Source organism: Streptomyces sp. NPDC001493, from assembly GCF_053597235.1.
On record NZ_JBSFHV010000027.1, the window covers coordinates 1 to 23,511 of the forward strand.

Annotated in this window: 22 protein-coding genes and 1 tRNA gene; 10 read left to right on the forward strand and 13 right to left on the reverse strand. The window is 70.9% G+C overall.

What is annotated here, in order from left to right; genetic code table 11:
* The 3 genes from cysD to ACWCWD_RS30135 all read right to left on the reverse strand — a co-directional run.
* Window positions 1–527: sulfate adenylyltransferase subunit CysD (gene cysD, locus ACWCWD_RS30125; protein WP_450777640.1), on the reverse strand; the 527-nt coding region annotated here is incomplete at its 3' end.
* Complete coding sequence (cysC, locus tag ACWCWD_RS30130; protein WP_450777819.1) at window positions 524–1,189, reverse strand: adenylyl-sulfate kinase; 666 nt, start codon at window positions 1,187–1,189, stop codon at window positions 524–526. The genes cysC and cysD, both read right to left, overlap by 4 nt.
* Window positions 1,171–2,022: a sulfotransferase family protein gene (locus ACWCWD_RS30135; protein WP_450777642.1), complete on the reverse strand. Its 852-nt coding sequence runs from the start codon at window positions 2,020–2,022 to the stop codon at window positions 1,171–1,173. The genes cysC and ACWCWD_RS30135 overlap by 19 nt, the downstream gene beginning before the upstream one ends.
* A 176-nt stretch (window positions 2,023–2,198) precedes the next feature.
* On the opposite strand from ACWCWD_RS30135, the gene ACWCWD_RS30140 reads away from it, so the two are divergent.
* Complete coding sequence (locus ACWCWD_RS30140) at window positions 2,199–3,323, forward strand: dTDP-glucose 4,6-dehydratase (protein WP_450777644.1); 1,125 nt, start codon at window positions 2,199–2,201, stop codon at window positions 3,321–3,323.
* Window positions 3,324–3,494: 171 nt separating this feature from the next.
* Window positions 3,495–5,144, forward strand: coding sequence for a DoxX family membrane protein (locus tag ACWCWD_RS30145; RefSeq protein ID WP_450777646.1), 1,650 nt, complete (start codon window positions 3,495–3,497; stop codon window positions 5,142–5,144).
* Window positions 5,145–5,308: 164 nt separating this feature from the next.
* Here ACWCWD_RS30145 and ACWCWD_RS30150 read toward each other — a convergent pair whose 3' ends face one another.
* The 3 genes from ACWCWD_RS30150 to ACWCWD_RS30160 all read right to left on the reverse strand — a co-directional run bounded on the left by ACWCWD_RS30150 (window position 5,309) and on the right by ACWCWD_RS30160 (window position 7,966).
* Complete coding sequence (locus tag ACWCWD_RS30150; RefSeq protein WP_450777820.1) at window positions 5,309–6,025, reverse strand: nucleotidyltransferase family protein; 717 nt, start codon at window positions 6,023–6,025, stop codon at window positions 5,309–5,311.
* Window positions 6,026–6,125: 100 nt separating this feature from the next.
* Window positions 6,126–6,539 carry a hypothetical protein gene (locus tag ACWCWD_RS30155; protein ID WP_327176517.1) on the reverse strand — a complete coding sequence of 138 codons (414 nt, stop codon included), beginning with the start codon at window positions 6,537–6,539 and terminating at the stop codon, window positions 6,126–6,128.
* A gap of 290 nt (window positions 6,540–6,829) precedes the next feature.
* A complete protein-coding gene (locus ACWCWD_RS30160; protein WP_390959462.1) occupies window positions 6,830–7,966 on the reverse strand; it encodes an ABC transporter ATP-binding protein in 1,137 nt (378 codons plus the stop codon).
* 211 nt (window positions 7,967–8,177) lie between these two features.
* Here ACWCWD_RS30160 and ACWCWD_RS30165 point away from each other — a divergent pair.
* Window positions 8,178–8,252 (forward strand) — tRNA-Thr (locus ACWCWD_RS30165).
* 74 nt (window positions 8,253–8,326) lie between these two features.
* On the opposite strand, the gene ACWCWD_RS30170 is transcribed toward ACWCWD_RS30165, so the two are convergent.
* The 3 genes from ACWCWD_RS30170 to ACWCWD_RS30180 form a co-directional block, all read right to left on the reverse strand.
* Window positions 8,327–9,577, reverse strand: coding sequence for an MFS transporter (locus ACWCWD_RS30170; protein ID WP_450777649.1), 1,251 nt, complete (start codon window positions 9,575–9,577; stop codon window positions 8,327–8,329).
* 48 nt (window positions 9,578–9,625) lie between these two features.
* Window positions 9,626–10,885, reverse strand: a complete 1,260-nt coding sequence (locus ACWCWD_RS30175; protein WP_450777651.1) for an ATP-grasp domain-containing protein — start codon at window positions 10,883–10,885, stop codon at window positions 9,626–9,628.
* Window positions 10,886–11,086: 201 nt separating this feature from the next.
* Window positions 11,087–11,791 (reverse strand): SDR family oxidoreductase, encoded by a 705-nt coding sequence (locus ACWCWD_RS30180; RefSeq protein ID WP_450777653.1) that lies wholly within the window; start codon window positions 11,789–11,791, stop codon window positions 11,087–11,089.
* Window positions 11,792–11,868: 77 nt separating this feature from the next.
* On the opposite strand from ACWCWD_RS30180, the gene ACWCWD_RS30185 reads away from it, so the two are divergent.
* Window positions 11,869–12,243: a winged helix-turn-helix transcriptional regulator gene (locus ACWCWD_RS30185; RefSeq protein WP_450777655.1), complete on the forward strand. Its 375-nt coding sequence runs from the start codon at window positions 11,869–11,871 to the stop codon at window positions 12,241–12,243.
* Window positions 12,244–12,281: 38 nt separating this feature from the next.
* Complete coding sequence (locus ACWCWD_RS30190) at window positions 12,282–13,112, forward strand: alpha/beta fold hydrolase (RefSeq protein ID WP_450777657.1); 831 nt, start codon at window positions 12,282–12,284, stop codon at window positions 13,110–13,112.
* A 60-nt stretch (window positions 13,113–13,172) separates the two neighbouring features.
* On the opposite strand, the gene ACWCWD_RS30195 is transcribed toward ACWCWD_RS30190, so the two are convergent.
* The 4 genes from ACWCWD_RS30195 to ACWCWD_RS30210 all read right to left on the reverse strand — a co-directional run bounded on the left by ACWCWD_RS30195 (window position 13,173) and on the right by ACWCWD_RS30210 (window position 17,451).
* Window positions 13,173–13,604 (reverse strand): response regulator transcription factor, encoded by a 432-nt coding sequence (locus ACWCWD_RS30195; protein WP_450777659.1) that lies wholly within the window; start codon window positions 13,602–13,604, stop codon window positions 13,173–13,175.
* A gap of 523 nt (window positions 13,605–14,127) precedes the next feature.
* Window positions 14,128–15,195: a histidinol-phosphate transaminase gene (gene hisC, locus ACWCWD_RS30200; protein ID WP_450777661.1), complete on the reverse strand. Its 1,068-nt coding sequence runs from the start codon at window positions 15,193–15,195 to the stop codon at window positions 14,128–14,130.
* A gap of 136 nt (window positions 15,196–15,331) precedes the next feature.
* The gene (gene aroA / locus ACWCWD_RS30205; protein ID WP_450777662.1) at window positions 15,332–16,681 is read right to left on the reverse strand and encodes a 3-phosphoshikimate 1-carboxyvinyltransferase; all 1,350 of its coding nucleotides are present in this window, start codon (window positions 16,679–16,681) and stop codon (window positions 15,332–15,334) included.
* Between the two features lie 266 nt (window positions 16,682–16,947).
* A complete protein-coding gene (locus ACWCWD_RS30210; RefSeq protein WP_450777664.1) occupies window positions 16,948–17,451 on the reverse strand; it encodes a flavin reductase family protein in 504 nt (167 codons plus the stop codon).
* Between the two features lie 416 nt (window positions 17,452–17,867).
* Between ACWCWD_RS30210 and ACWCWD_RS30215 the strand changes: the two genes are divergently transcribed.
* The 5 genes from ACWCWD_RS30215 to ACWCWD_RS30235 all read left to right on the forward strand — a co-directional run bounded on the left by ACWCWD_RS30215 (window position 17,868) and on the right by ACWCWD_RS30235 (window position 23,505).
* Window positions 17,868–19,109: an ATP-grasp domain-containing protein gene (locus tag ACWCWD_RS30215; protein ID WP_450777665.1), complete on the forward strand. Its 1,242-nt coding sequence runs from the start codon at window positions 17,868–17,870 to the stop codon at window positions 19,107–19,109.
* A gap of 59 nt (window positions 19,110–19,168) precedes the next feature.
* Window positions 19,169–20,260 (forward strand): DUF1611 domain-containing protein, encoded by a 1,092-nt coding sequence (locus tag ACWCWD_RS30220; protein WP_450777667.1) that lies wholly within the window; start codon window positions 19,169–19,171, stop codon window positions 20,258–20,260.
* Window positions 20,261–20,293: 33 nt separating this feature from the next.
* A complete protein-coding gene (locus ACWCWD_RS30225) occupies window positions 20,294–21,610 on the forward strand; it encodes an ATP-grasp domain-containing protein (RefSeq protein ID WP_450777669.1) in 1,317 nt (438 codons plus the stop codon).
* Between the two features lie 99 nt (window positions 21,611–21,709).
* Window positions 21,710–22,486 carry an iron-containing redox enzyme family protein gene (locus ACWCWD_RS30230; protein WP_450777670.1) on the forward strand — a complete coding sequence of 259 codons (777 nt, stop codon included), beginning with the start codon at window positions 21,710–21,712 and terminating at the stop codon, window positions 22,484–22,486.
* A gap of 137 nt (window positions 22,487–22,623) precedes the next feature.
* Window positions 22,624–23,505, forward strand: a complete 882-nt coding sequence (locus tag ACWCWD_RS30235) for a phytanoyl-CoA dioxygenase family protein (RefSeq protein ID WP_450777672.1) — start codon at window positions 22,624–22,626, stop codon at window positions 23,503–23,505.
* Window positions 23,506–23,511: the final 6 nt, after the last annotated feature.

The following is a 23,511-nucleotide window of genomic DNA, read 5'->3' on the forward strand; positions in this document are numbered from 1 at the left end:
TCGTCGCGGAGGGAGAAGACGCGTTCCTTGGCGCGGGCCTTCTCCTCGTCGCGGCGTCCGCCGCCGAAGACGGCGTCGAAGCGGTGGTGCTGGATCGCTTCGGTGAGGGGGACGGTCTGGAGGGGGTTGCGGGTGCCGTCGGGGCGTTCGCGCAGGGTTCCGGCGTCGATGTACTCCTGGACGGAGGCGATGTGCAGGCGCAGCCCGTGGGCGGCGACGGTGCGGTCGCGGTAGTCGAGGACCTCGGGGAAGTTGTGCCCGGTGTCGACGTGCAGGAGGGTGAAGGGGATGGGGGCGGGGGCGAAGGCCTTCAGCGCGAGGTGGAGCATCACGATGGAGTCCTTGCCGCCGGAGAAGAGGATCACCGGCCGCTCGAACTCCCCCGCCACCTCACGGAAGATGTGCACCGCCTCCGACTCCAACGAGTCGAGGTGCGAGCGCTCCGGGGGCGTACCGGCTTCCCGGGTGCGGCGGGCGGTGTGGGCGACCGCGAGGGCAGCCGTGGGGGCCGTGAGGGTGTCGTTCATGCGGGGTCCTCCCCGTCGTGCGGGGCCGGGACGCCGAGGCGCTCCGGCCCGTCGTGCGGTCCGTCGGGCAGCTTGTCGAGCAGGCCGTGGAGCGGTCCGACGGTCGGGCCGTCGAGCAGGTCCAGGACGGCCTCGGCCGATTCGGCCACCGTCCTGCGGTGGGCGGCGATCCGCAGATCGGGCGACTCGGGCGCCTCGTACGGGTCGTCCACCCCGGTGAGCCCGCTGATCTCGCCCGCCGCCTGCTTGGCGTACAGGCCCTTCACGTCGCGTACCGAGCAGACCTCCACCGGGGTCGCGACATGGACCTCCAGGTAGCGTGTGCCGCTCTTCGCGTGCCGGGCGCGGACCGCCTCGCGGCTGTCGGCGTACGGGGCGATGACGGGGACGACGGCGATCACGCCGTTGCGGGCGAGGACCTCGGCGACCAGCCCGATGCGCTGGACGTTGGTGTTCCGGTCCTCGCGGGAGAAGCCGAGCCCGGCCGAGAGGAACGTACGGATCTCGTCGCCGTCCAGGACCTCGACCCGGCGGCCCGCCGCGCGCAGCCGCTCCTCGACCGCGCGGGCCAGGGTGCTCTTGCCGGAGCTGGGCAGTCCGGTCAGCCACACGGTGGCGCCGCCGGAGGGGATGCGGCAGGGGCTCAGCACGGGTACCCCCAGGCCCGGGAGATCTCGCGCAGGCGCGCGGGGACTTCCTCGGCGGTGGGCAGCGGGCGGGCCTGCTGGATCGTGCCGGACTTGATGTTGTCGCTCCAGTCCCCGATGAATGCCTGGAAAGGGCCGTGGTCCTGCTTTCCGTAATTCAGCATTTCCGGCGTCCATTCGACGCCGATGAATTCGCAGATTTCCTTGGTGACGCCGGCGGGGTTCTCCGTCAATTCCTCGTACCGCACGGTGAGGCCCGGCAGGGCGGCGCGCGCCTCGTGGACGGCGTCCACGTAGGTCTTCACCTCGGACACGGTCCGGTCGAGGTCGCGGTCGGGGCGGCCGTTGATGAGCGAGGTCACCATCGAGGCCGGGTGGCGGAGCAGGAAGACGAACCGGGCGTCGGGCCAGGCCTCGTGGAGGCGCCGCCAGATGAGGGCGTTGCCCGGCGTCTTGTCGACGATGACGTCCTTGCCGCTGTGCACCAGCTCGCGGTGGAGCACCCGGTCCCAGAGCAGATGTTCGAGTTCGGCCTGGTCGAGGCCGAGCTTGTCCATCGCCTTCTCGCTGTACGCCTTCTGCAGCCGCACCTCCAGGGTGCGCAGGTGCATCTCGTGGGGGGCGCGCACCGAGGGGTGGCTGTTGAGCAGGACCCGCAGCAGGGTGGAGCCCGAACGCACCGAGGAGATGACGAAGACCGGGTCCGGAACCAGCCGCGCGCCCCGGGGAGCGGGCCGCGCGGGTGCCGGTCGTCGGGTGGTCGCCGCGCCCACGCGGTTCCTCAGGGCGCGCAACGTCCGGCGGGCCCGGCGGCCGGCCGCCCTCACCCGTGGGTCGTGCTGGAGCATTCGGTTCGTACCTCCTCGTGGATGCGGAATTCCGCACTGCGTACCCCGAGTTTTATTACGGGTTCATGAAATGGGCGTGATCCAGAACTGTGCCGACAGTGAGATCTTGCTGAAAGATTGATGAGAAAGGGGGTTGTGTTACGGTCGCCTGCGTGCGGAGAGAGATAATTCCAGGAATGAATTTCCGGAACGCGCCGGGCAGCACTGTGCCGCCGGGAAAGCCGGTGCCGGCGGGCGGTCGCGGGCGCCGCCGGACCTCCGCCGGGCCGACCCGTCTTCTCGTCACCGGCGGCGCGGGCTTCGTCGGCTCCGCGTACGTACGCCATGTCCTCGGCCCTCACGGACCCGGCGACGTGACCGTGACCGTCCTGGACAAGCTGACCCACGCGGGCACCCTGACCAACCTCACGACCGTGCTCACCGATCCGCGGTTCGGGTTCGTGCACGGGGACGTCTGCGATCCGGCGGTGGCCGCCCGGCTGGCCGGCCGGCACGACGAGATCGTGCACTTCGCGGCGGAGACGCACGTGGACCGGTCGGTCGACGGTACGGCGGTCTTCGTGGCGACCAACGTGCTCGGTACGCAGACCCTCGCGGAGGCCGCCCTGCGCGGCGGGGTCCGCAGGTTCGTCCACATCTCCACGGACGAGGTGTACGGCCCCGGGGGCGCGGGCCCCCGCGCCGAGGAGGCCCCGCTCGCCCCCGGCTCCCCGTACTCCGCGTCCAAGGCGTCCGCCGACCTGATCGCGCTGGCCCACCACCGCACCCACGGCCTGGACGTCCGCGTGGTGCGGGCCGCCCGGACGTACGGCCCGCACCAGTTCCCGGAGCACACCGTGCCGTCCCTGGTCACCCGGCTGATGGGCGGGCCCGACGGGGGGCGCGGGCTCGACGGGGTGCGAGGGGACGGGAGTCCGGGTGCGGGCGGGAGCGCCCGCGTGCGCGACTGGCTGCACGTCGAGGACCACTGCCGGGGCATCGAACTCGCCCGGACCCGGGGCCGCCCCGGCCGCACCTACAACCTCGGCGGCGGCACGGAGCTGAGCGAGGACCAGCTGACCGGGCTCCTGGCGGAGCTGTGCGGCACCCTCCCGGCGGGCGGCCCCGCCCGTACCGGAGAGGCGGGCCGCCCCGCCGGGAGGCCCGCCCGTACCGAGGAGGTCCCGGCGACCGACGCCGCCTGGTCGCGCGCGCATACCGAACTGGGCTACCGGCCGCGTCGCGCGCTTCCCGAGGCCCTCGCCGAGACCGCCGCCTGGTACCGGGAGAACCGCGCCTGGTGGGAGCCGCTCACCTCCTGACCCGGTATGCCGGGCGCGCTGCCGGGCGGTGCCGGGCATGCCGATACGGGGAGGAACGGGGTATGTGGGGCGTACGGGAGCCGGAACGGTGCACCGCACACGAGGTGTTGACGGTTCTCGGACACATAGGCGAGCCCGAGGCAGTGTCCTAACGTCACGTCACTCGGTTAGATGAGTGTGGACACCAGAACGCCTCGGTTCGACGATCAACCCGCCCTGAGCATGACCAAGGTGGACAGCGACCCCGCGCAGGTCATCGTCAACCACGCCAGCTTCCGGGTGCAGCTTCCCCCGGGCCAGCGCGCACGGCTGCGGGGTCCGGCTCCGGTCGGCGCCGCACGCGTCCCGGCGATGAGCGGGGCCGGGGGGCGCAGGCGGGCCCCGGTCGTCTGGAGCGGGAGGTCGGAGCCGGGCGATCCGGGGGCGTCGGGCCTGCTCCAGGCCGTACGCAACTCCTCCACCGGCCACACCCCCTCCGGTGCCACCCAGCTCATCCCGCGCCTGGACGAGACGCAGCCCAACCCGGTGCTGCCCACCCCGCAGCGCGCCGGCGGCGGCCCGCTCCTCCCGCCCATGCGGCAGGCGGTCGGCGCGTACGACGGGACCGGCCCCGCGTACGACGGCTTCGACCGGTACGACGAGAAGTTCGGCAAGGACCGCTACGGCGACGCCACGTTCGACGACGAGCGGTACGGCGACGACGGATACGAGGACGACCCGGACGAGAGCACCGAGGCCCGAGAGCGACGGACCTCCGGCGACTCCGTCCGGCACGCCTACTACCCGGGCCGCCGGATGAACCTCGGCGTCGTCCTCTTCCCGCTCCGCGTGTTCCTCGGCTTCATCTCCATCTACGCGGGCATGGGCAAGCTCTGCGACCCCGTCTTCTTCGACGGCGGCGAACGCGGCTCCATGGTCAAGTGGCTCAACTCGCTCCACCCGTGGGCGGCGGCCGAACCGCTCCGCGAGGCCGCCCTCCAGCACCCGGTCGGCGCGGGCCTCACCGTCGCCTTCCTCCAGGTCGTCGTCGGTGTGCTGACCGTCCTCGGCCTCTGGCAGCGGGTCGCCGCCGCCTTCGGCGCGCTGCTCTCCGCCGCGCTGCTGGTCACGGTCAGCTGGCACACCGTCGCCGTCTACGACGCCCCGGACATCATCTTCCTCGCCGCCTGGAGCCCGCTCGTCATCGCGGGCGCCCCGGTCTACTCGGTCGACGCCCGCCTGGCCGGCGAGGCATGGCGCCGGCTCGGCCCGCGCTCCGAGATCTGGGAGCTCCGCAGCCGGGTGCTGCGGCGCGGCTCGGTCCTGGCGAGCGTGATCGTCGGACTCACGCTGCTTGTCGGCTCGGTGCTGGGCGGTGCGGTCCGGTCCACCCAGGTCGTGACCGTACCCGGCCCGGACGAGAAGCCGACCAACCAGCTGCCCGGCATGCCGCTCCCGGAGGAGACCCCGGTGAAGCCCAAGGCGCCGAAGAAGACGGTCCAGGAGCACACCCCCGTACCGTCCCGCTCCGTCGCCCCGCCGGTCCCGCCCGTCGAGCGCACCACCCCGAGCACCGGGGCCACCGCCGGACAGGCCACCGCCGGTACGGGCGCCGAGCCCAGCGCGACGCAGGGCACCGTCCAGGAGCCCGCGCAGCAGGAGTCGTCCCCGCAGGCACCTCCGTCCGCCAGCTCCGCCGGCCCGTCCTCGTCCGGTTCCACCACCGGCGACGGAGGCGGCGCCACCGGCGGTGACCCCTCGGACCCGTCCGACGGTGACACCGGTTCCTCCGACTCGACCTCCGGCGGCGGCCGGAACCCGCTCGGGGGGCTCCTCGGCTGAGGGGTCGGGCGGTAGCGCGGTAGCGCGGTAGCGCGCAGTCATACGGCAAGAGGTCCCACCGGATGCGCCGGTGGGACCTCTTGCCGTATGCGGGTGGGCCGGCTCCGTGCCTCAGCCGGGCTGTGTGCCTCCGCCGGCTGTGCGTCTCAGGTCGTCTGTGCGTCTCAGCCCGGCTGTGCCCCGAGTTCCTTGGCGGCCTCGGTCAGGTCCTTCGCCGTGTCGATCGCCCGCCAGTACGCGCCCTGCGGCAGCGGGTAACCGGCGAGCAGGCGCTCGCGGGCCAGCCGCGGGAAGGTGGTCCGCTCATGGTCGCCCCGGTCGGGCAGCAGCGCAGTGAAGGCCGGGGAGAACACGTACACACCGGCGTTGATCAGGTACGGGGACGGCGGCGACTCGATGAAGTCGGTGATGTGCCCGAACGCGTCCGTCTCCACGGCACCCCACGGAATGCGCGGCCGGGCCAGGGCGAGGGTGGCCGTGGCATCGCGCTCCGCGTGGAACGCGGCCATCTCGCGCAGCGAGAAGCGGGTCCAGATGTCGCCGTTCGTGGCGTACCAGGGCTGCTCCGGATCGGGCAGCCGGGCGGCGGCGTACTTCAGCCCACCGCCACGCCCCAGGGGCTCGCTCTCGACGACCGTCGTCACGTTCAGCGGGAGGACGGCCGAATCCAGCCACTCCTGGAGCACCTCGGCGAGGTGGCCGCAGGAGATCACGACGTCGGTGACGCCCTCGGCGGCCAGCCAGGAAAGCTGATGGCCGATGATCGGGGTCCCGGTGCCCGGGATCTCGACCATCGGCTTGGGACGGTCATCGGTGTACGGGCGCAGTCGCGACCCCTGGCCACCGGCCAGGACCACGGCCTGCGTCGGATACGTATGCAGCATGGCAGGCACGATATGCCGTGCCTGCCGGTGGTGTTCGGCCGAACTGCGGGTCCGTCGAGCCGCAGGACCGCTCGACTGCGGGCCGACCGGGCTGCGTTCAGCTGAACTGTGCGACGCCCGAGGCGAACGACGTGTCGCAGACCGGCCGCGAGAAGCGGTGCGCGCGCGTCGGGCCGTACTGCTCGACGGCCGCCTTGCCGAGCGCCTTGGCGATCGACATGCAGTGACGGGCCAGCGAAGGCTTCTGCTCGACCGCACGCTGAAGGTCCGTCAGGGCGACGCCCGGGTCCTTCTCCTTGAGTTCGACGAGCAGCTTCTCGCGCAGGATGTCCTGCGGGGCGAGGGGCTTGGCCTTCTGCGACACGGTCGCCGAGGCGGTGGTCAGCAGCTGGGTGTCCGTGTTCGGCGCCGACCACGGCACGCGGGTGACCGCGAGCGTCCCGGACAGGACCATGACGACGGGCAGGACGAAGGCGAGAGTACGGCCGATTCGGCGCGCGGTGTGGGTCACGCAGCGAGCGTAGCGGTCCGTGACGATTCGACGACCTTCCGTCACTCTCGCGGGGGAGAGTTCGAGCGCATTTTTCGAATCGGAGGTTGACGCGGGAGGGGGAATTGCCCCGACTGGGGCCGGTATTCGCCGCTCGCGCCGGTCCCGCACCCCAAACCTGTCGGACGGTGGGCGCGGTTCGGCGGGGAGGGTGCTGCGCCCGTGTACGACGACGGTCCCGCCTCCTCGGAAGGAGACGGGACCGTCGGTCAGGCGGTGTTGACCGGACTGTGCCGGTCAAGCGGTGTCGATCAGGCGGTGAGGCGCTCGCCGGTCGAGGTCGCGAAGACGTGCAGCTCGTCCGGGCGCGGGACGACGTGCAGCTTCGTGCCCTTCTCCGGGACGGCGCGGCCGCCGACGCGGACCACGAGGTCCTTGTGCTGGCCGCCGACCTCGGCAGCGCCGTAGACGAAGCCGTCGGCGCCGAGCTCCTCGACCACGTTGACCGAGACGGCGAGGCCGGCCGGGGCGTCGGAGGAGGCCTTGGTGAGGCCGGTCGCGGCGGCGCCACCGTGCTCGACGATGTCGAAGTGCTCCGGGCGGATGCCGACCGTGACGGTCGTGTCGCCGCGGTTCGCGGCGGCGGTGAGCGCCTCGCGGGAGACCGGGACGACGCTGTTGCCGAACTTCACGCCACCGTCGGTGATCGGGACCTCGATGAGGTTCATCGCGGGGGAGCCGATGAAGCCGGCGACGAAGAGGTTCGCCGGGCGGTCGTACATGTTGCGCGGCGAGTCGACCTGCTGGAGCAGACCGTCCTTGAGGACCGCGACGCGGTCACCCATGGTGAGGGCCTCGACCTGGTCGTGGGTGACGTACACGGTCGTGATGCCGAGGCGGCGCTGCAGCGAGGCGATCTGCGTACGGGTGGAGACACGGAGCTTGGCGTCGAGGTTCGACAGCGGCTCGTCCATGAGGAAGACCTGCGGCTCACGCACGATGGCGCGGCCCATCGCGACACGCTGACGCTGACCACCGGAGAGCGCCTTCGGCTTGCGGTCCAGGTAGTCGGTGAGGTCCAGCATCTTGGCGGCCTCTTCGACCTTCGCCCGGATGTCGGTCTTGTTCACACCGGCGATCTTGAGCGCGAAGCCCATGTTGTCCGCGACGGTCATGTGCGGGTACAGCGCGTAGTTCTGGAACACCATGGCGATGTCCCGGTCCTTCGGCGGCAGGTGCGTGACGTCGCGGTCACCGATGCGGATGGCGCCGGCGTTGACGTCCTCAAGACCCGCGAGCATGCGCAGGGAGGTCGACTTGCCACAACCGGAGGGACCGACGAGGACGAGGAACTCGCCGTCCGCGATGTCGATCTCGAGCTGGTCCACCGCGGGCTTCGTGGAGCCGGGGTAGATGCGGGACGCCTTGTCGAACGTGACACTGGCCATGCGGATGCTTCTCCTTCACCGGCAGGAACGTGCCGGACGATCCGAGTAACGGAGTGATCTGGTCCACTCGGGTGAACCCGGTGCGACGCTACCTGGCGTTTTCCGTTCTGTCTGTAGTCCAGGCCACGTGAATTTCACGTCCTGGACACACGGCGCATTGGTTACACTGCACGGGCATGCGACGGGCCCGCGCAGGGTCCGCACCGTGCTCGCCTCCTTAGCTCAGTCCGGCCAGAGCAACGCACTTGTAATGCGTAGGTCGTCGGTTCGAATCCGACAGGGGGCTCCGGTAAGGCCCAGGCAGATCTTCTCTGACCTGGGCCTTTTTTGGTTCTCTCAAGCCACCACACATCCTCACTGTCAGTCCTCGAGGCTCCTCATGGTGCGGACCTTGCTCCAGTACAGGGCGACGGGCGCGAAGACGACGAGGGCACAGCCGACCCAGAGGGCGCCGCGTGCGCTCAGGGTGTCCGCGGTGGTGCCGCCGAGGAGTGCGCCTACGGGGATGGCTCCCCAGGTGAAGAAGCGGACCGACGCGACGACGCGGGGGAGGAGCTCGGGCGGGGTGACGGTCTGACGGTGGGTGCGGGTGAGGACGCTCAGGATGGTGATGCCCGCCGCGAAGCCGGCCAGGCCGATGGCGAAGCAGACGGCCGCCCAGCTCGATCGGGCCAGCGGCAGCAACAGGGTGGCGGCGGCACCCGCGACGGTGGCGACCACGGTGGCGCGTGCGGTGCCGAGTCCGGCGGCGAGCCGGGTGGTGATCGCGGCTCCGGCCAGGGCTCCCACGCCGTCGCAGGCGAGCACCAGTCCGACGGTGCCGGGCGGGAGGCCGGCGGTGCGGACGAGGAAGACGGGGGCGACCGCCAGGACGACGCCGGAGGCGAGGTTGAGGGCGGTGGAGGCCAGGACGGTGGGGCGTATCACCGGGTGGTGGAGGACGAACCCCAGTCCTTCCTTGATCTGACGCCCGAAGGGCTCGTGGCCGCGCGACGGGGAGCGGGGGCTCTCCGTGCGGATGCGCCACAGGAGTGCCGCCGACATCAGGTAGCCGAACACGTGGGTGAGCAGGCTGGTGGCCGCGCCGAGGAGCTGTACGAGCACGCCGCCCAGTGAGGGGCCGGCCAGCTGGGTGGTGGCGAGCGTGCCGGAGATGAGGCTGTTGCGGGCCGTCAGTTCGTCCTTGCTGACGATGGCGGGGAGGTAGGCGGTGTTGGCGACGTCGAAGAGGATGTTGGCCAGGCTGATGAAGAGGCCGACCAGGACGAGCTGCGCGATGGTCAGCACGTCCAGCCAGGCCGCGACGGGAACGGACGCGATCAGGACGGCGCGGAGCAGGTCCATGACGACCTGGAGGCCGCGCATGGGGAAGCGCTGCACGATCACGCCGGCCGGGAGTCCGAGGAGGACCGCGCCCGCGTAGCTGGCCGCGGTGATGAGGCCGACCTCGAAGGGCGAGGCGTCGAGGATGACGAGTGCGGTCAGCGGCAGGGCGACGGCGGTGATGCCGGCGCCCAGGCTGCTGATGCCCGAGGCGGCCCAGAAGTACCAGAAGCCTGAGCGCGATGATGTGGTGCCGGGCGACGTGGCGAGCTGGGGGCCAGTGCTCATGTCAGCATTCCAATCCCTCTTCGTGGGGGTCTCGGCCGGGGGCGGGTCTCAGATCGTCCGGCTGTCCCGAGGGCGGGCGCTGAGCTGGAACTCCAGATGGGACACGGCCTCCCGCGCGGCGGCCAGTGCGGCTTCGGGGGTGTCCCCGAGTGCGCGGACGGAGGCGACGCGTGCGTCGGAGTCGCTGAGCGCGCCGATGCGGGTGCCGGGCTGGACGAGGACCGACACCTTGCTGACACCGGGCACGGCTGCCGCCTTCTCGGCGCCGGTGACCTGGACGAGGGTGCCGGAGGCGTCGAGGGAGGCGAACCAGATCGCCGAGGCGCGGCGCGGTCGCCGGGGGTCGCCGAGGACGGTCCGGATGCCGGGCAGGACCTCTTCGCCGAGTGCCTGCCGGGTCGTGCAGTCGTCGATGTCGACGCCGGTGGCGTCCAGGGTGAGATCCGGGATGCTGTCGCCGCCGACGCGGACGTGCGTCTCGATCAGCCGCGGGCCCTTCGACGTGAGGACGACCTCGGTGTGGGTGGGTCCCTTCTGCACGCCGAGGGCGTCGAGTATCCGCTTGACGTACGTCTCGATGTCGCGGCGCTGGTCCTCCCGGACGCCGGCGGGGGAGACGTGGCCGAGCTCGACGAACCCGTCGGGGTCGGAGCACTTGGCGGTGATGCCCACCAGCACGTGCTCGCCGTACTCGGAGAACGCCTCGACGCTGTACTGCGGGCCTTCCAGGAACTCCTCGACGAGTACGCCCGCTTCGGGCTGGCCCGCGGCACTCTCGGCCGCCCGCGCGAAGGCGTGCTCCAGGTCGCTGTCGGCGCTGATCTTGGCGACACCCGCGCTGCCCGCGCTCGACACCGGCTTCACGATGCAGGGCAGGCCGTTGCGCCGGGTGAAGTCGCGCAGCTCGTCGAGGTTCTCGACGCGCCGTGAGGCCGTGGCGTCGATCCCCTTCTCGCGCAGCCAGGCGCGCATGGCTGCCTTGTCGTGGGCCAGGTGCACGGTCTGCGGGCTGTGTCCCGGCAGTCCAAGGGCCTGGGCGACCGCCGCGTAGGGAATCTGGTCCGACTCACCGAACGATCCGACGCGCGTGAACGGATCACGCGCGTGCACGGCCGTGGCCAGGTCGATCCACTCCTGCACGGGTGCGTTCCTGCGCAGGCAGATGACCCGGACGTTCTCCGCCGGCTCGCGGACCCGGCCGATGTAGGTGATGTCGCACAGGACGGTGGTGCGGGTTCCGGGCCGGGTGCCGCGGAGGCGGGCCGGGAAGTCACGGCCGGGGCCGACGATCAGAACGTGCTCGGACATGTCCGTCTCCTGGGTCTCGGGGCCGCCGACATGACGGCGGGGTTCGGCGGGACCACCCGCCGGGGCCTCGTCGGGAGGGGAAAACCTTCGGTGCGGGGGCGGCGCTGGGATGTCCTGGACACCCCCGGCACCCGTGCCGTGCTCGGCCGCGCCCGGTCGTGCTCGGTCGTGCTCGGCCGGGCGCGCGCGGTGGCTGTGGTGTCAGGCGAGCTTGTGGCGTGAGCCGCCCTCGACGTGGATCGTCTCGCCGGACACGAATCCGGCGCGCAGGAGCCACATCACCGCGTCGACGACGTCCTCGCTCTCGCCGTGCCGCCCGACCAGGGTTCCGGCGGCGCTCTTGCTCAACAGCGCGCTCTTCTTGTCGCCCAGGCGGTCCCAGGCGCCCGAGTCCACGACACCGGGGGAGACGGCGTTGACGCGTACCGGGGCCAGGTCCGCCGCCAGGTGGCGGGCGGTGTACTCGACCGCACCGTTGGTGACTCCCTTGACGAGCGATCCCGGCCCGGGGCGCCACCCGACCACTCCGGAGAACAGCACCATCGATCCGGTCGGGCGCAGTACCGGCGCGAAGTGCTTGGCCACCAGCATCGGACCGATCACCTTTGCCGTGAACGCGGCGACCAGCTTGTCGTGGTCCAGCTCGACCGCCCGCACGTCGTGCGGCGCGGAACCCGTCGTCACGATGTGGTCGACGCCGTCGCCGAGGCTCGCCGCGGCCGCCGCGAGCGTCGACTCGTCCTGCAGGTCGACCCGCACCGCCGTGGCACCGATCTCCCGGGCGAGTTCCTCGGCCGCGGCCAGGTCACGGGCGCCGATCACCACCTCGTAACCGTCCTTGGCCGCGCGTCGCGCGATGGCCGCGCCGAGCGCCCGCGCACCGCCGATGACCAGGATTCGCTCCATGTCGTACTCCCTCTCGTAGGATCGAATCCAACGGTATAGATTTGATACCGGTATCTTCAACGAAACCGGAGGCGACCATGGGCAGGGCCTACAACGTGATGGCGGCGACGTGTCCGAGCCGCACCGTGCTGCATCGGATCGGTGCGCGCTGGACCGTGTTCGTCGTCAACGCGCTGGACAGCGGACCGCGCCGTTTCACCGAACTCAAGGCGCACATCCGCGGCATCACGTCGAAGGCCCTGACCGAGACCTTGCGTTCGCTGGAGGCCGACGGACTGATCAGCCGTCATGAGTACGATGAGAACCCGCCCCGCGTCGAGTACGCCCTGACGCCGCTGGGCCACTCCCTGCTCGTACCGCTGCGCGCGGTGCGCAGTTGGGCCGAGGAGCATGTCCCGGAGATCGAGCTGGCCCGGTCCCGCCAGCCGGTCGCCGAGCCGGTCGCCAACTGACGGACGCGTCCCCACGATCACTGAGGCGGTTTTGGCCGATGACCGAACAAGACCTGCCGGCGGCCGAACGAGACCTGCCGACGCGGGACTTCGCCCGGGCCCCGGACGGCACCGCGCTCGCCCACCAGTACAGGGGACGGGGGAAGCCGCCGCTGGTCCTCCTCGCCGGGCAGGCGAACGACCACCACTGGTGGGACGGCGTGCGGGAGGACTTCCACTCCGTGCGCTCCACCATCACCCTGGACCAGCGCGGCACGGGCGACAGCGACAAGCCCGAAGGCCCTTACTCCACCGCGCAGTTCGCCGATGACGTCGTCGCGGTTCTGGACGCGCTCGGCATCGCGCGTGCCGACGTGTACGGCACCTCGATGGGCGGACGCGTCGCGCAGGCGCTCGCCGTCCGCCATCCGCTGCGGGTCCGCCGGCTGGTTCTGGGCTGCACCTCCCCGGGCGGCCCGCACGCGGTGGAGCGTGACACCGCCGTGCGGAAGTCGCTGGCCCAACCGGACCCGGAGACGGTACGCCAGGTGCTCACCGACCTGATGTACTCGCCGGGGTGGCGGGCCGCGCACCCCGGTCCCTACCGGACCCTCGGCGACCCGCGGATGCCCGCCCACGCGCGCCGCGCGCATCTGATGGCCAGCAACGCGCACGATGCCTGGAACGAGCTGCCGGGCATCACCGCGCCGACCCTGGTCCTCCACGGCGACCAGGACCGGCTGACCCCGCCGGACAACCTCGAACTGCTCGCCGCCCGTATCCCCGGAGCCCGCACCCGTCTCTTCGCGGGCGCGCGGCACGCCTACTTCGAGGAGTGCCGGGAGGAAGCGGCCGAGCTGGTGCGGCAGTTCCTCACCGAGGACGAGTGACGGCGGGCCCCGCCCCCCTCCCGGCCCCTCGGGGCGGGCGGGGTGACGGGGGCCGACGGTTCAGGAGGCGAGGCCGACGTGGCGGGCGTAGAGGGCGGCCTGGGTGCGGTGGGTGGCGCCGATCTTGCAGTAGACGCTGCCGAGGTGGTTCTTCACGGTCTTCTCGGAGATGTCGAGGCGTCGTGCGATGAGCCGGTTGCTCAGCCCCTGGGCCAGCAGACCGAGCACGCTCCGCTCGCGGGCGGTGAGAGCGGCCCCATCGGCCGGTTCCGCTTCCTGGGGGGCCGTCAGTCCGACGTGGCGGGCGTAGAGGGCGGCCTGGGTGCGGTGGGTGGCGCCGATCTTGCAGTAGACGCTGCCGAGGTGGTTCTTCACGGTCTTCTCGGAGATGTCGAGCCGTCGTGCGATGAGCCGGTTGCTCAGCCCTTGGGCCAGCAGACCGAGTACGTCCAGCTCCCGGAAGGTGAGGTTCGCGGCCGGTGCTTCTCCCACGTTCGTTTCCTCCTGCTGGGGGTTCCCCGAAGAGAAGAACCGCTCAAGGGCTTGAGTCTGCGGATCGCGCAGCTTCAGGAGCCTCGTCCGGCGGCGGAGTCGCCGCCTCGCTTCCGTGCTGCCGCGGTCAAGCTATGCCTCGCGCCGGACGGCCGCTCGTACGCGAGTGCGGTTCGTGAGTGGGGCTGGAGTGGTTTCAGGGGGCGGTTCATGAGCCGGGCTGGAGCGGTTCCGGAGCGCGGCTGGAGCGTCCGCCCCGGGCGACGGACGCGCGGGCGACGCACGCGGGGCCGCGCACGCGGGGCCGCGCACGCGGGGCCGCGCACGCGGGGCCGCGCACGCGGGGGAAGCCGGGGCGGGGCGACGCACGCGGGGGAAGCCCGGGCGGGGCAGACGCACGCGGAGGGAAGCCCGGGCGGGGCAGACGCACGCGGAGGGAAGCCGGGGCAGGGGAGGCGCACGCGGGGGCGCCGGGCGACGGCGCCGGTGGGCGGCGCCGGGCCCGGGTGGTGCGGCCGGGGGGTCAGGTCCGCAGGTCGCCCACGATCTTCAGCAGGCGGTCGTTCTGCTCCGGAGTGCCGATGGTGATCCGTACCCCCTCGTCTCCGAAGGGCCGCACCATGACCCCTGCCGCGAGGCACGCCGCGGCGAAGCCCTGGGTGTCCGCACCGAGGCGCAGCCAGACGAAGTTGGCCTGGCTGTCGGGAACGCTCCGGCCGGCGGCCCGCAGCGCGCCGACCACCCGGGCGCGCTCTGCCACCAGGGTCTCCACCCGTTCCAGCAGTTCGGCTTCCGCGTCCAGCGAGGCCAACGCGGCTGACTGGGCGAGCCCGTTGACACCGAACGGCACGGAGCAGGCCCGCAGAGCCTCCGCGACCGGGGTGTGGGCCACGGCGTAGCCGACGCGCAGCCGCGCCAGGCCGTACGCCTTGGAGAAGGTGCGCAGCACGAGGACGTTGGGCCGGTCACGGTAGAGCGCGATGCCGTCGGGCACGTCGGTGTCGTCGACGAACTCACGGTACGCCTCGTCGAGCACGACCAGCACGTCACCCGGCACCCGGTCGAGGAAGCGCTCCAGCTCGGCGCGGCGCACGGCGGTGCCGGTCGGGTTGTTGGGGTTGCACACGACGACCAGGCGGGTGCGTTCGGTGAGCGCGTCGGCCATGGCGTCCAGGTCGTGCCGCTCGTCGCGCAGGGGAACCTGCACCGGGGTGGCGCCGACGGACCAGACGAGCCGGGGATATGCCTCGAACGAGCGCCAGGCGAAGAGGACTTCGTCTCCCTCACCGACGGCGGCATTCAGTAGATCCCGGGTGACGCCGAGGGACCCGGCTCCGGGTACGAGGTGCGCGGGGGGCACCGCGAGCCGTGTGGACAGCCGGGTGATCAGCTCATCGCTCGCCGCGTCGGGGTAGCGGTTGACGCGCCCCAGCTCCTCGCTCATCGCGGTGACGACCGACGGCAGCGGGTGGAAGGGGTTCTCGTTCGACGACAGCTTCTCGACGAGATCGCTGGGAGCGGTCCGGCCCGGTATGTAGCGGGGCAGCCCGGAGACGTCGCGGCGCAGTCGGGGGACGGAGGAAGAAGGCATCGGGACATCCTGTACGGGAGGGGGCGGACGGTCGTACGGGGCGCCGCCGGCCGCCGGACGCGGGTGCCGGAGCCCCACGGCGCGGCGGGTGCGCGGGCACATGTCCGCCCGCGCACCCGCCGCGCTCTTCCATGGATCAGCCGATGGCTTCGGCCGGTACCTGCGCCTCTTCGACGGCCTCGGTGCGAACGCCCGCCTTGGTGAACTCCTCCATGAACGTGGGAAAGGAGAGCCGGACGTCTTCGAAGCCCGAGAACTGGTTGGCGAACTGCATCCGCAGGCCCGCGACGAAGAGCGACATGAAGATGCGGTGGTCGCCCCAGCTCGACAACGTCACCCCTCCGGGGTAGGTCTGCGCGCCCCGGACCAGGAAGCCGTCGCAGACACCCTCGTCGTAGAGGACCTCGATGTCCACACCGGCGCGGGTCAGTTCGGCGGCCATGGCCTCGATGCGCGAAGCCTTGTGGAAGCGGGTGAGGCGCCCCCCGGTCAGCCGCAGGCTGCCCTGCACGTAGGCCCCGAGGCCGGCGAGGGTGGGCACGATGTTGGGGCAGTCACGCACATCGACCTCGAAGTCGCCCTTGAGGGCGTCGGACGGCGTGTCGACGGTCATCGACGAGTCGGCCTGGTCGAAGGTGATGTTCACCCCGAGCTGCTGCAGGATGGGGACGATGGCGAACTCGCCCTGCAGGCTGTCGCCGTAGATGTTGGTCAGCACGGTCCGGCCGGGGAAGAGCGCCGCCGCCGCCAGGAGGTACGAGGCGGAGGTGTAGTCCTCGTGGATCGTGACGTCCTGGGCCTGGTAGGTGGAGGGCTCCACCCAGTAGTGCCGCATGTCCTCCGACGCGGAGACCTTGATTCCCGCGTCCGTCAGGCTGGCCAGCGTCTGGCGGATGTACGACTGGGAGAAGACCTCGCCGGTCACCTCGATCTCCACCGGTCCGTCGGCCAGCGGAGCCGCGAACAGGATGGCGGTGATGAACTGCGAGCTGATGTCGCCCGGCAGCCGGCAGACGCCGCCCCGCAGGCCGCGTGCCCAGTTGACGATCGGCGCCTTGTTCTCGCCGACGATCGACTCGATGTCGGCGCCGAGTTCGCGCAGTGCCTCCAGCAGGGGCTCCATCACCCGGTTGCGCAGGGTCGCGTCGCCCGTCACCACGACGGGCGACGGCTGTACGGACGCCAGCGCGGTCACGATGCGGAACACGAGGCCCGAGCCGCGCGACTGGATGACGCGTCCGACCGCCGGGAACGTCCCGCCGATGCCCTCGATCTCCAGGTACCCGTCGTGCTCGGTGATCTTCGCACCGAAGGCACGGCAGGCGTTCTTCATGGTCTCCGTCTCGTCGCAACGGAGGTCGTTGTAGACGCGTGACGTGCCCTCGGCCAGCGTGCTGGTCAGAATCGCCCGTTGCGTTTCCGGCTTCGAAGAGGGGACGCGGAACGTTCCGGAAAAGGAATTGACCGGATCAACTCTCAGCAGCATCCTCGTATCTCCTGTTTCCCATGATTCGCGGTCTGAATGCTTCTGCATGCGATGTGTTTCTGCAGTCCGTGCCCGGTGATTCTGCGGACGAGGACAATGTGTCCTACCGCTTTGCGGTCAGGCGCCGGGCGGGCGGACGGAGGAAAGCCTCCTTGTGTGCCGCAGTTCGCCATGAGCGGAGGAGGCCCGATAGGAATTCTCCGGCCCGGACCGGGCGCGGGCAATAGGTCCATCTGCCCATGGCATTTCCGGCATCCCGGCCACCCTCAGGCGAGAGACCGGAAATTCCGCTCGTAATGCACCATGGGGGCCGCCGTGTTCCCGCCGATGCGGGCCCCGGACACCCGGCCGACCAGGATCATGTGGTCCCCGGCCTGGTGGCGGGCGTGCACCTCGCAGTCCAGCTCGACCAGCGCCCCGTCGACGGCCGGCAGGCCGCGGGGCGTCGGCGACAGGCCGCCGGGAGTGAACTTGTCCGCACCCCTGGTCGCGAACCGCTGTGCCAGGGAGCCGTGTTCGCTGCCCAGCACGCTCACCGCGAAGGGGCCGCAGGAGTTGAAGGCGGCGAACGATTCCGCCGAGTTCGCCAGGCAGACGAGGACGAGCGGCGGGCGCAGGGACACCGAGCAGAACGAGCTCGCGGTGAAGCCGCGTGGTTTTCCGTCCGTGTCCAGGGTCGTCACCACGACGACCCCGGAGGCGAACCGGGCCATCGCCGCCCGGAAGTCGTCGGTGCCGGCCCGTCGTACCGTCTGTGCCACTTCCGTCATGACCGCACCACCTGTCCCGCGAGATATCAGTCCGGTTTCTTGGCTCCGCCGTAGTGCGGTGCTCCCGCCGCGTGTGACGCCGGGGGAATTCGCGGCCGCTGCCTGCGGAGGGGCGCGATACGGATTCTGTGCCCCGGCCGCGGAGGTGTGCAATAGGCCCATCTGCCCAGGAAGTTCAGCCGGGCAGGCGACTCCGTCTCTGTTCGCCTCCTCCTGGGGAGAGGGGTGCTGGGACGTAGGTCCTATTCTGGCCGGGCCGGTCCCGTGCCAGGCTGAGGCAGCGCGAACGACACCTCGGCGGCCGAATTTCCGGCCGGGCCCGTGCCCCGGTTTCCGGGGGGCCCGGCACATCCGTCGGCCGGCCGTTCCGGGCGTTTTCCTGCTTTCGTGAACCGCGAACCGTGAGGACGATATCCATGTCCGGCGCCATACTGTTCCTGAACCGCTGGCCCCTGTACGAGGACGAGCGCCGCTGGGAGAACCGCCTGGCCGCTCCCGAGGTCGTCTTCCTCCCGGAGAGCGACAAGGTCACCTACGTCTGTGACGAGGGCGGCCTCAGCGCGGTGCCCGCCGGGGCCGAACGGGTCCATGTCGTCGAGGACTTCGACGACAGGGCGGGGGTTCTGGGACTTCTCGACGCCGTGGTGGCCGAGCAGGGCCCGTTCGAGCACGTCATCGCCTTCTCCGAGATGCTCCTCGACCTCGCGGCGGCCCTGCGCGAGCGGTACGGCATCCCCGGGCCCGGCAGCGAGCAGATCTCACGGTTCCGTGACAAGGCAGTCATGAAGGAGGTGCTGTCCCGGGCGGGCCTGAGGGTGCCGCGCTGGGCGGCGTGCCGCACCGAGGAGCAGATCCTGGAAGCCGCCGAGGAGTTCGGCTACCCCGTGATCGTCAAGCCGGTGCGGGGGGCGTCCAGCCAGGGTGTGCGTGAGATCGCCTCCGCCGAGGAGCTGCGGGCCCTGTACGCCGGGCAGAGCCTGGACGGCTTCGAGATCGAGGAGTTCGTACAGGGGGAGATCCTGCACGTCGACGGCGTCCTGGACCCCGACGGCAAGCCGGTCTTCGTGTGCACCTCGCGCTACACGTCCAGCTGTCTGGACTTCGAGGTCCAGGGCGAGCCGCTCGGCTCGGTCCTCCAGACGGACCCCGTGGTGCGGGAGCGCTGCGAGGACTTCGCCGTGCGCTGCCTGGGCGCGCTCGGTCTGCGCAGCTCCGCCTTCCACCTCGAACTCTTCGACACCGGCGACGAGCTGGTGTTCCTGGAGGTCGGTGCGCGGGTTCCGGGTGCCGACGTGTCCTACGTCATCCACGACGTGCACGGCGTGAACCTCTTCCGGCTGTGGATCGACGTGCTGCTCGGCCGCGCGGTCGAGATACCGGTCGTCGATCCGGAGGAGAGCGGCGGCTGGCTGATCGTCCCGGGTCCCAGGCCGCTGCCGCAGAAGATCATCCGCGCCGACTCGCTGCTGGGTGAAGTCCCCTACGTGTACCGGGAGCTGGTGCCGAGGCCGGGGGAGGTCCTGGTCTCCCGTCCCGGCTCCTACGCGACGCTTCAGGGCGGACGCTTCCTGTTCCGAGGCGGTACGCAGGAGCAGATCGAAGAGGCGGTGCGCCGGGCGCGGGCGCAGTACCGCCTCGCGTCCGAGCCCGCCGCGTAGAACGAGCGGCCCATTTCCGTGCCATCGGCAACCGAACCGTCGAGTCCCTGGAGGTAGACGTGGATCAGAGTCATGCGAAGCTGGCCGAAAAGAAATTCGTGCTCTTCGCCGAGGGGTGCTTCGGACTCTTCACGAGCAAGATCGCCGCTTCGCTGGTCCGTTACCGCGGAGACAGCTGCGTCGCCGTGATCGACAGCCGGAGGGCCGGCCAGACCGTTCAGGACGTCCTCGGTTACGGGGGCGACATCCCGATCGTCAGCCGCGTCGAGCAGGCCCTGCACCTGCAGCCCGAGGTCATGGTCATCGGCAAGGGCCTTCACTCCGTAGAGCTTCCGTCCGGGTGGAAGCCGCACATCCTCGGAGCCATCCAGCACGGTCTCCACCTGATCAACTCGATCCACTACCGCCTCGCCGACGACCCGGACATCGCCCGCGCCATACGCGAGAAGGGCGTCACCGTCTGGGAGACCAAGGACGCCCCGGTCGTTCCGCTCAACAAGGCCCGGGTCCTGGACCTGGACACCTGGGTCGTCCACACCTGCGGCAGCGACTCCAACATCGGCAAGAAGACGGCCGCCCTGGAGATCTGGCACGAGGCCAACCGCCGCGGCATCTCCACCGGGTTCGCGGCCACGGGCCAGAGCGGCATGCTGATCTCCGGCCACGGCATCGCCATCGACGGGGTGGCCGGCGACTTCATGGCCGGTGCCGTCGAGCAGGTGGTCCTGGAGGCCGCCGCGGGCAACGAGTGGGTCGTCGTCGAGGGACAGGGCTCCCTCAACCACATCGGGTTCAGCAGCGTGGCCCTCTCGATCCTCCACGGGTCCCTGCCCAACGCGCTGGTCTTCTGCCACCGCCTGGGTGCGCGCCACACGAAGGTCTGGGAGACGCCGATCATCCCCATCCCCGAGCTCATCCGGATGAACGAGGAGCTCACCGTCTTCGAGAGGCCGGCCAAGGTCGCCGTCGTCAGCGTGAACAGCGCGGGCTTCAGCGAGGAGGACTTCCGCAGGGAGGCCGGAAAGCTGGAGGACGAGACCGGGCTGCCGGTCGTCGACCCGGTCCGCGAGGGCGGCGCCGGCCGGCTCGTGGACGTCCTGAGCGCCCACCGGCTCGCGAACGCCGACAGCGCCACGGCCCGGCGGCGCTGAGCGCCCGCCCGAGAGAGTCGAGGAGATGCACCGATGAAGAGAGCGATCCTGCTCCTCATGCACCAGGGCAAGTCCTACACGGAGGAGATCGCCCGGGCCACCGCCGGGCTGGGCCTGGACCTGGTCGCCCTCAGCTCCCGGCCGCGGACGCCGGAGGCGATGGAGGAGAGCAGCCGGTATCTGGCGGACTACGTGGTCACCGAGGAGGCCGAACTGGGCTCCGGCGACGTCGACAAGGCAGTCCGTGAGCTCGCCGGCCGCGGCTACCGGGTCGAGGCCGCCCTCGCCTCCTTCGAGGGCTACCGCCTCCTGATGGCCTCCCTGAACCAGCGGCTCGGCGCGCGCGACTGCACGGAGTCCGCGCTGCGCCTGTGCCTCGACAAGTACGCCCTGCGCAGTCACCTCTTCGGACTGGGTCTGAGCGAGGTCGCGGTCCACCGGATCGCCTCCGACCGGATGCCCGAACTCGACCCCGCGAAGCGGTGGTTCGTCAAACCCGTGCGCGGGGCCTCGTCGTTCGCGACGTTCGTCCTCGAAGACCTGGACGACCTGGCCGACCTGCCCGCGATCCAGCAGCAGATGCGGGCCGACTCGTCCATGAAGGCGATCTTCATGGACCGGTTCGACTTCCTTGCCGAGGAGTACGTCGACGGGCCGGAGTTCAGCTTCGAGACGTTCGTCCTCGACGGCCGGATCCACCACCTCTGCGTCCACGAGAAGGCCCGCGTGGAGCGCCTGGAGCGGACCACCCTGGAAGGGATGTCGGTCAGCCCGCCCGTGAGCCTGGGGCGTGAACTCGTCCTGGAGGGAGCCGAACACGTCACCCGCTGCCTCACCGCGCTGGCGGAGTCCGGGCTGACGGCCGGCGCCTTCCACATCGAGGCCAAGTACTGGGAGTCGCGGAAGCGCTGGGAGATCATCGAGATCAATCCCCGGATGGGCGGCAGCCTCATCAACGAGAGTGTCCGGACCGTCACCGGGCTCTCCGTCCTGGACCTGTGGACCGAGTCCCTGCTGTTGCCCGAGGGCGAGCGCGATGCCTTCCACGAGCGGCTCGCCGAAGCCTCCCAGCTTCCGGCGCTCGGTACCGGTCCCGGCGACCGGGCGACCGTGTTCCTCAGCAAGTACGGGGAGAAGGGGCGCACGGTCGACTCGATCGGCTTCGATCCGCCCACCCGCCCGCCCCGGATTCTGCGCATCCACGTCGGGGAGGGAACCGAGCTCGCCTCGTCCGATCGCGGGATCTGCCTGATGGACGCCCTCTGGGACGTGGCGGCCGACGACCTCGACGGCGAGACCGAGTTCCTCGACCGGCACGCGACCGAGCACTTCCGGGTCGGTTACCGCTGACCGCGCTGCCCGTCCGGGCCCCCGCTCCACTCCACTCAGACCGTTGTGCGAACCCCAGCGAGGAACCCCTTCCGCTGGATCACCTATGAAGGAGAAGGCATGAACCGCGTGCAGAACACCGGGATCGAGTACCCGAAGCCGTTCTACAACGAGGCGCAGAGCCGGGCGAAGAAGATCGAGCTCGACGAGTACCTGGACAAGAAGATGGTGGAGTGGAAGAACACCGTCCCCTTCGCGTCCCACCTTTCCGAGCCGGAGCTCCACCAGGCGTACTACCGCCGCACCCTGATCGAGCACGTGTGGCGCATCCGCCTCTCCCGGGTCAGCCAGTCCAAGGCCATCTACAAGATCGCGCAGGTCGCCCCCAGGGCGGCCCGCGACTACGCGCAGTACCAGGCCGACGAGATGCTCCACGACAAGCTGTACATCAGTGACGCGGCCGCCGCCGGCGTCACCGAGGACGAGATCCGCGCCACCGAGCCGTACCTCTCCACCCGTCTGCTGGAGGGCTTCTTCTACTACGCGCTGGAGCACGAGTCGTACCTCGCCCCGGTCGTCTCCAACTACCTGGTCGAGTACACCCAGATCAAGCTCCAGCCGGCCATCGTGGAGAACCTCCAGGAGCGGCTCGGCAAGGAGAGCGTCAAGGGGCAGGCGGCCCACCTCCACGTGGACTCCACCGAGGACCACTCGCAGGAGATGTGGGACATCCTCCACCAGCTGCTCTTCAGCGAGGACGACTTCCGCCAGGTTCTCAAGTACATCGACGACGTCCAGGAGATCCTCGCGCTGTTCTTCCGGGAGATCTACGCGGACACCGTCTCCAAGCACCTGGACACCGCGGTCGCCCAGGCGGAGCCCGCCGCCGCGGTCTGATCCGCGAGCGCGGGGCGCCCGGCCCACGGCCGGCCCCCGCGCCCCGTGGGGGCGGTCCGGGGCACCCGCCGGGCCGCTCCCACGGGTACCCGCCCCACCCGTCCGCACTCTTGCCGCCCAGCAGGGAGGAAATCCGCATGTCCGCACAGGTCAGCGCAGCGCTCGTCAGGGAGTACCAGGAGAACGGCTACGCGGTCGCCGAGCGTCTCTTCGACGCGGGCGAGGTCGCCGAGCTCAACACCGCCATCACGGAGATCCTGGCCGTCTCCGACATCGGCTCCGTCGCCGAGGTGGAGCCCGGCGACAACGGCATGGCCCGCCGGATCTGGTCCCCCACCAAGCAGCACTCCGCGTTCGAGCGCGCCGCCGCCCATCCGGCTCTGCTCGACCACGTCGAGGCGTTCATCGGCCCCGACATCCTCTTCCACTACAGCAAGCTCCACCTCAAGGCACCGCAGGTCGGCAGTGTCGTGGACTGGCACCAGGACTTCTCGTACTACCCCCACACCAATACCGACCTGGTGACGGCGCTGCTCTACCTCGACGACACCACCATCGAGAACTCCGCCCTCCAGGTCATGCCCGGCTCCCACCGGAACGGCCTCGCCGACCACTACGTCGACGGGCACTTCCGCGGCAAGGTGACCGGCCCCGACGCTCCCGACCCGGCGGACGCCGTGGCCCTTGAGGCGCCGGCCGGCAGCGTGGTCTTCATCCACCCCCTGCTCCTGCACTACTCGTCCCCGAACCGCTCCGACCGCTTCCGCCGTGCCTTCCTGCCGGCCTACCGGGCGGCCGACGCCTTCCCGATCCACTTCGGACCGCACGCCGGCCACAACGAGGCCGGAGTACGGCTGCTGCGCGGCGAGGTGTCGAACACGGCTCGTGTGGAGGCCGGCGCGTGGCGCCTGCCGCTCGCGGAGCGGCCCTTCGGCTCGCTCTTCGAGCTCCAGGAGGGCGCCAGCGGGTCCGGTAAGGCGGCGACCACCGGGTACGCCACCCTGGAGGAGGCGAAGTGAGCGCGC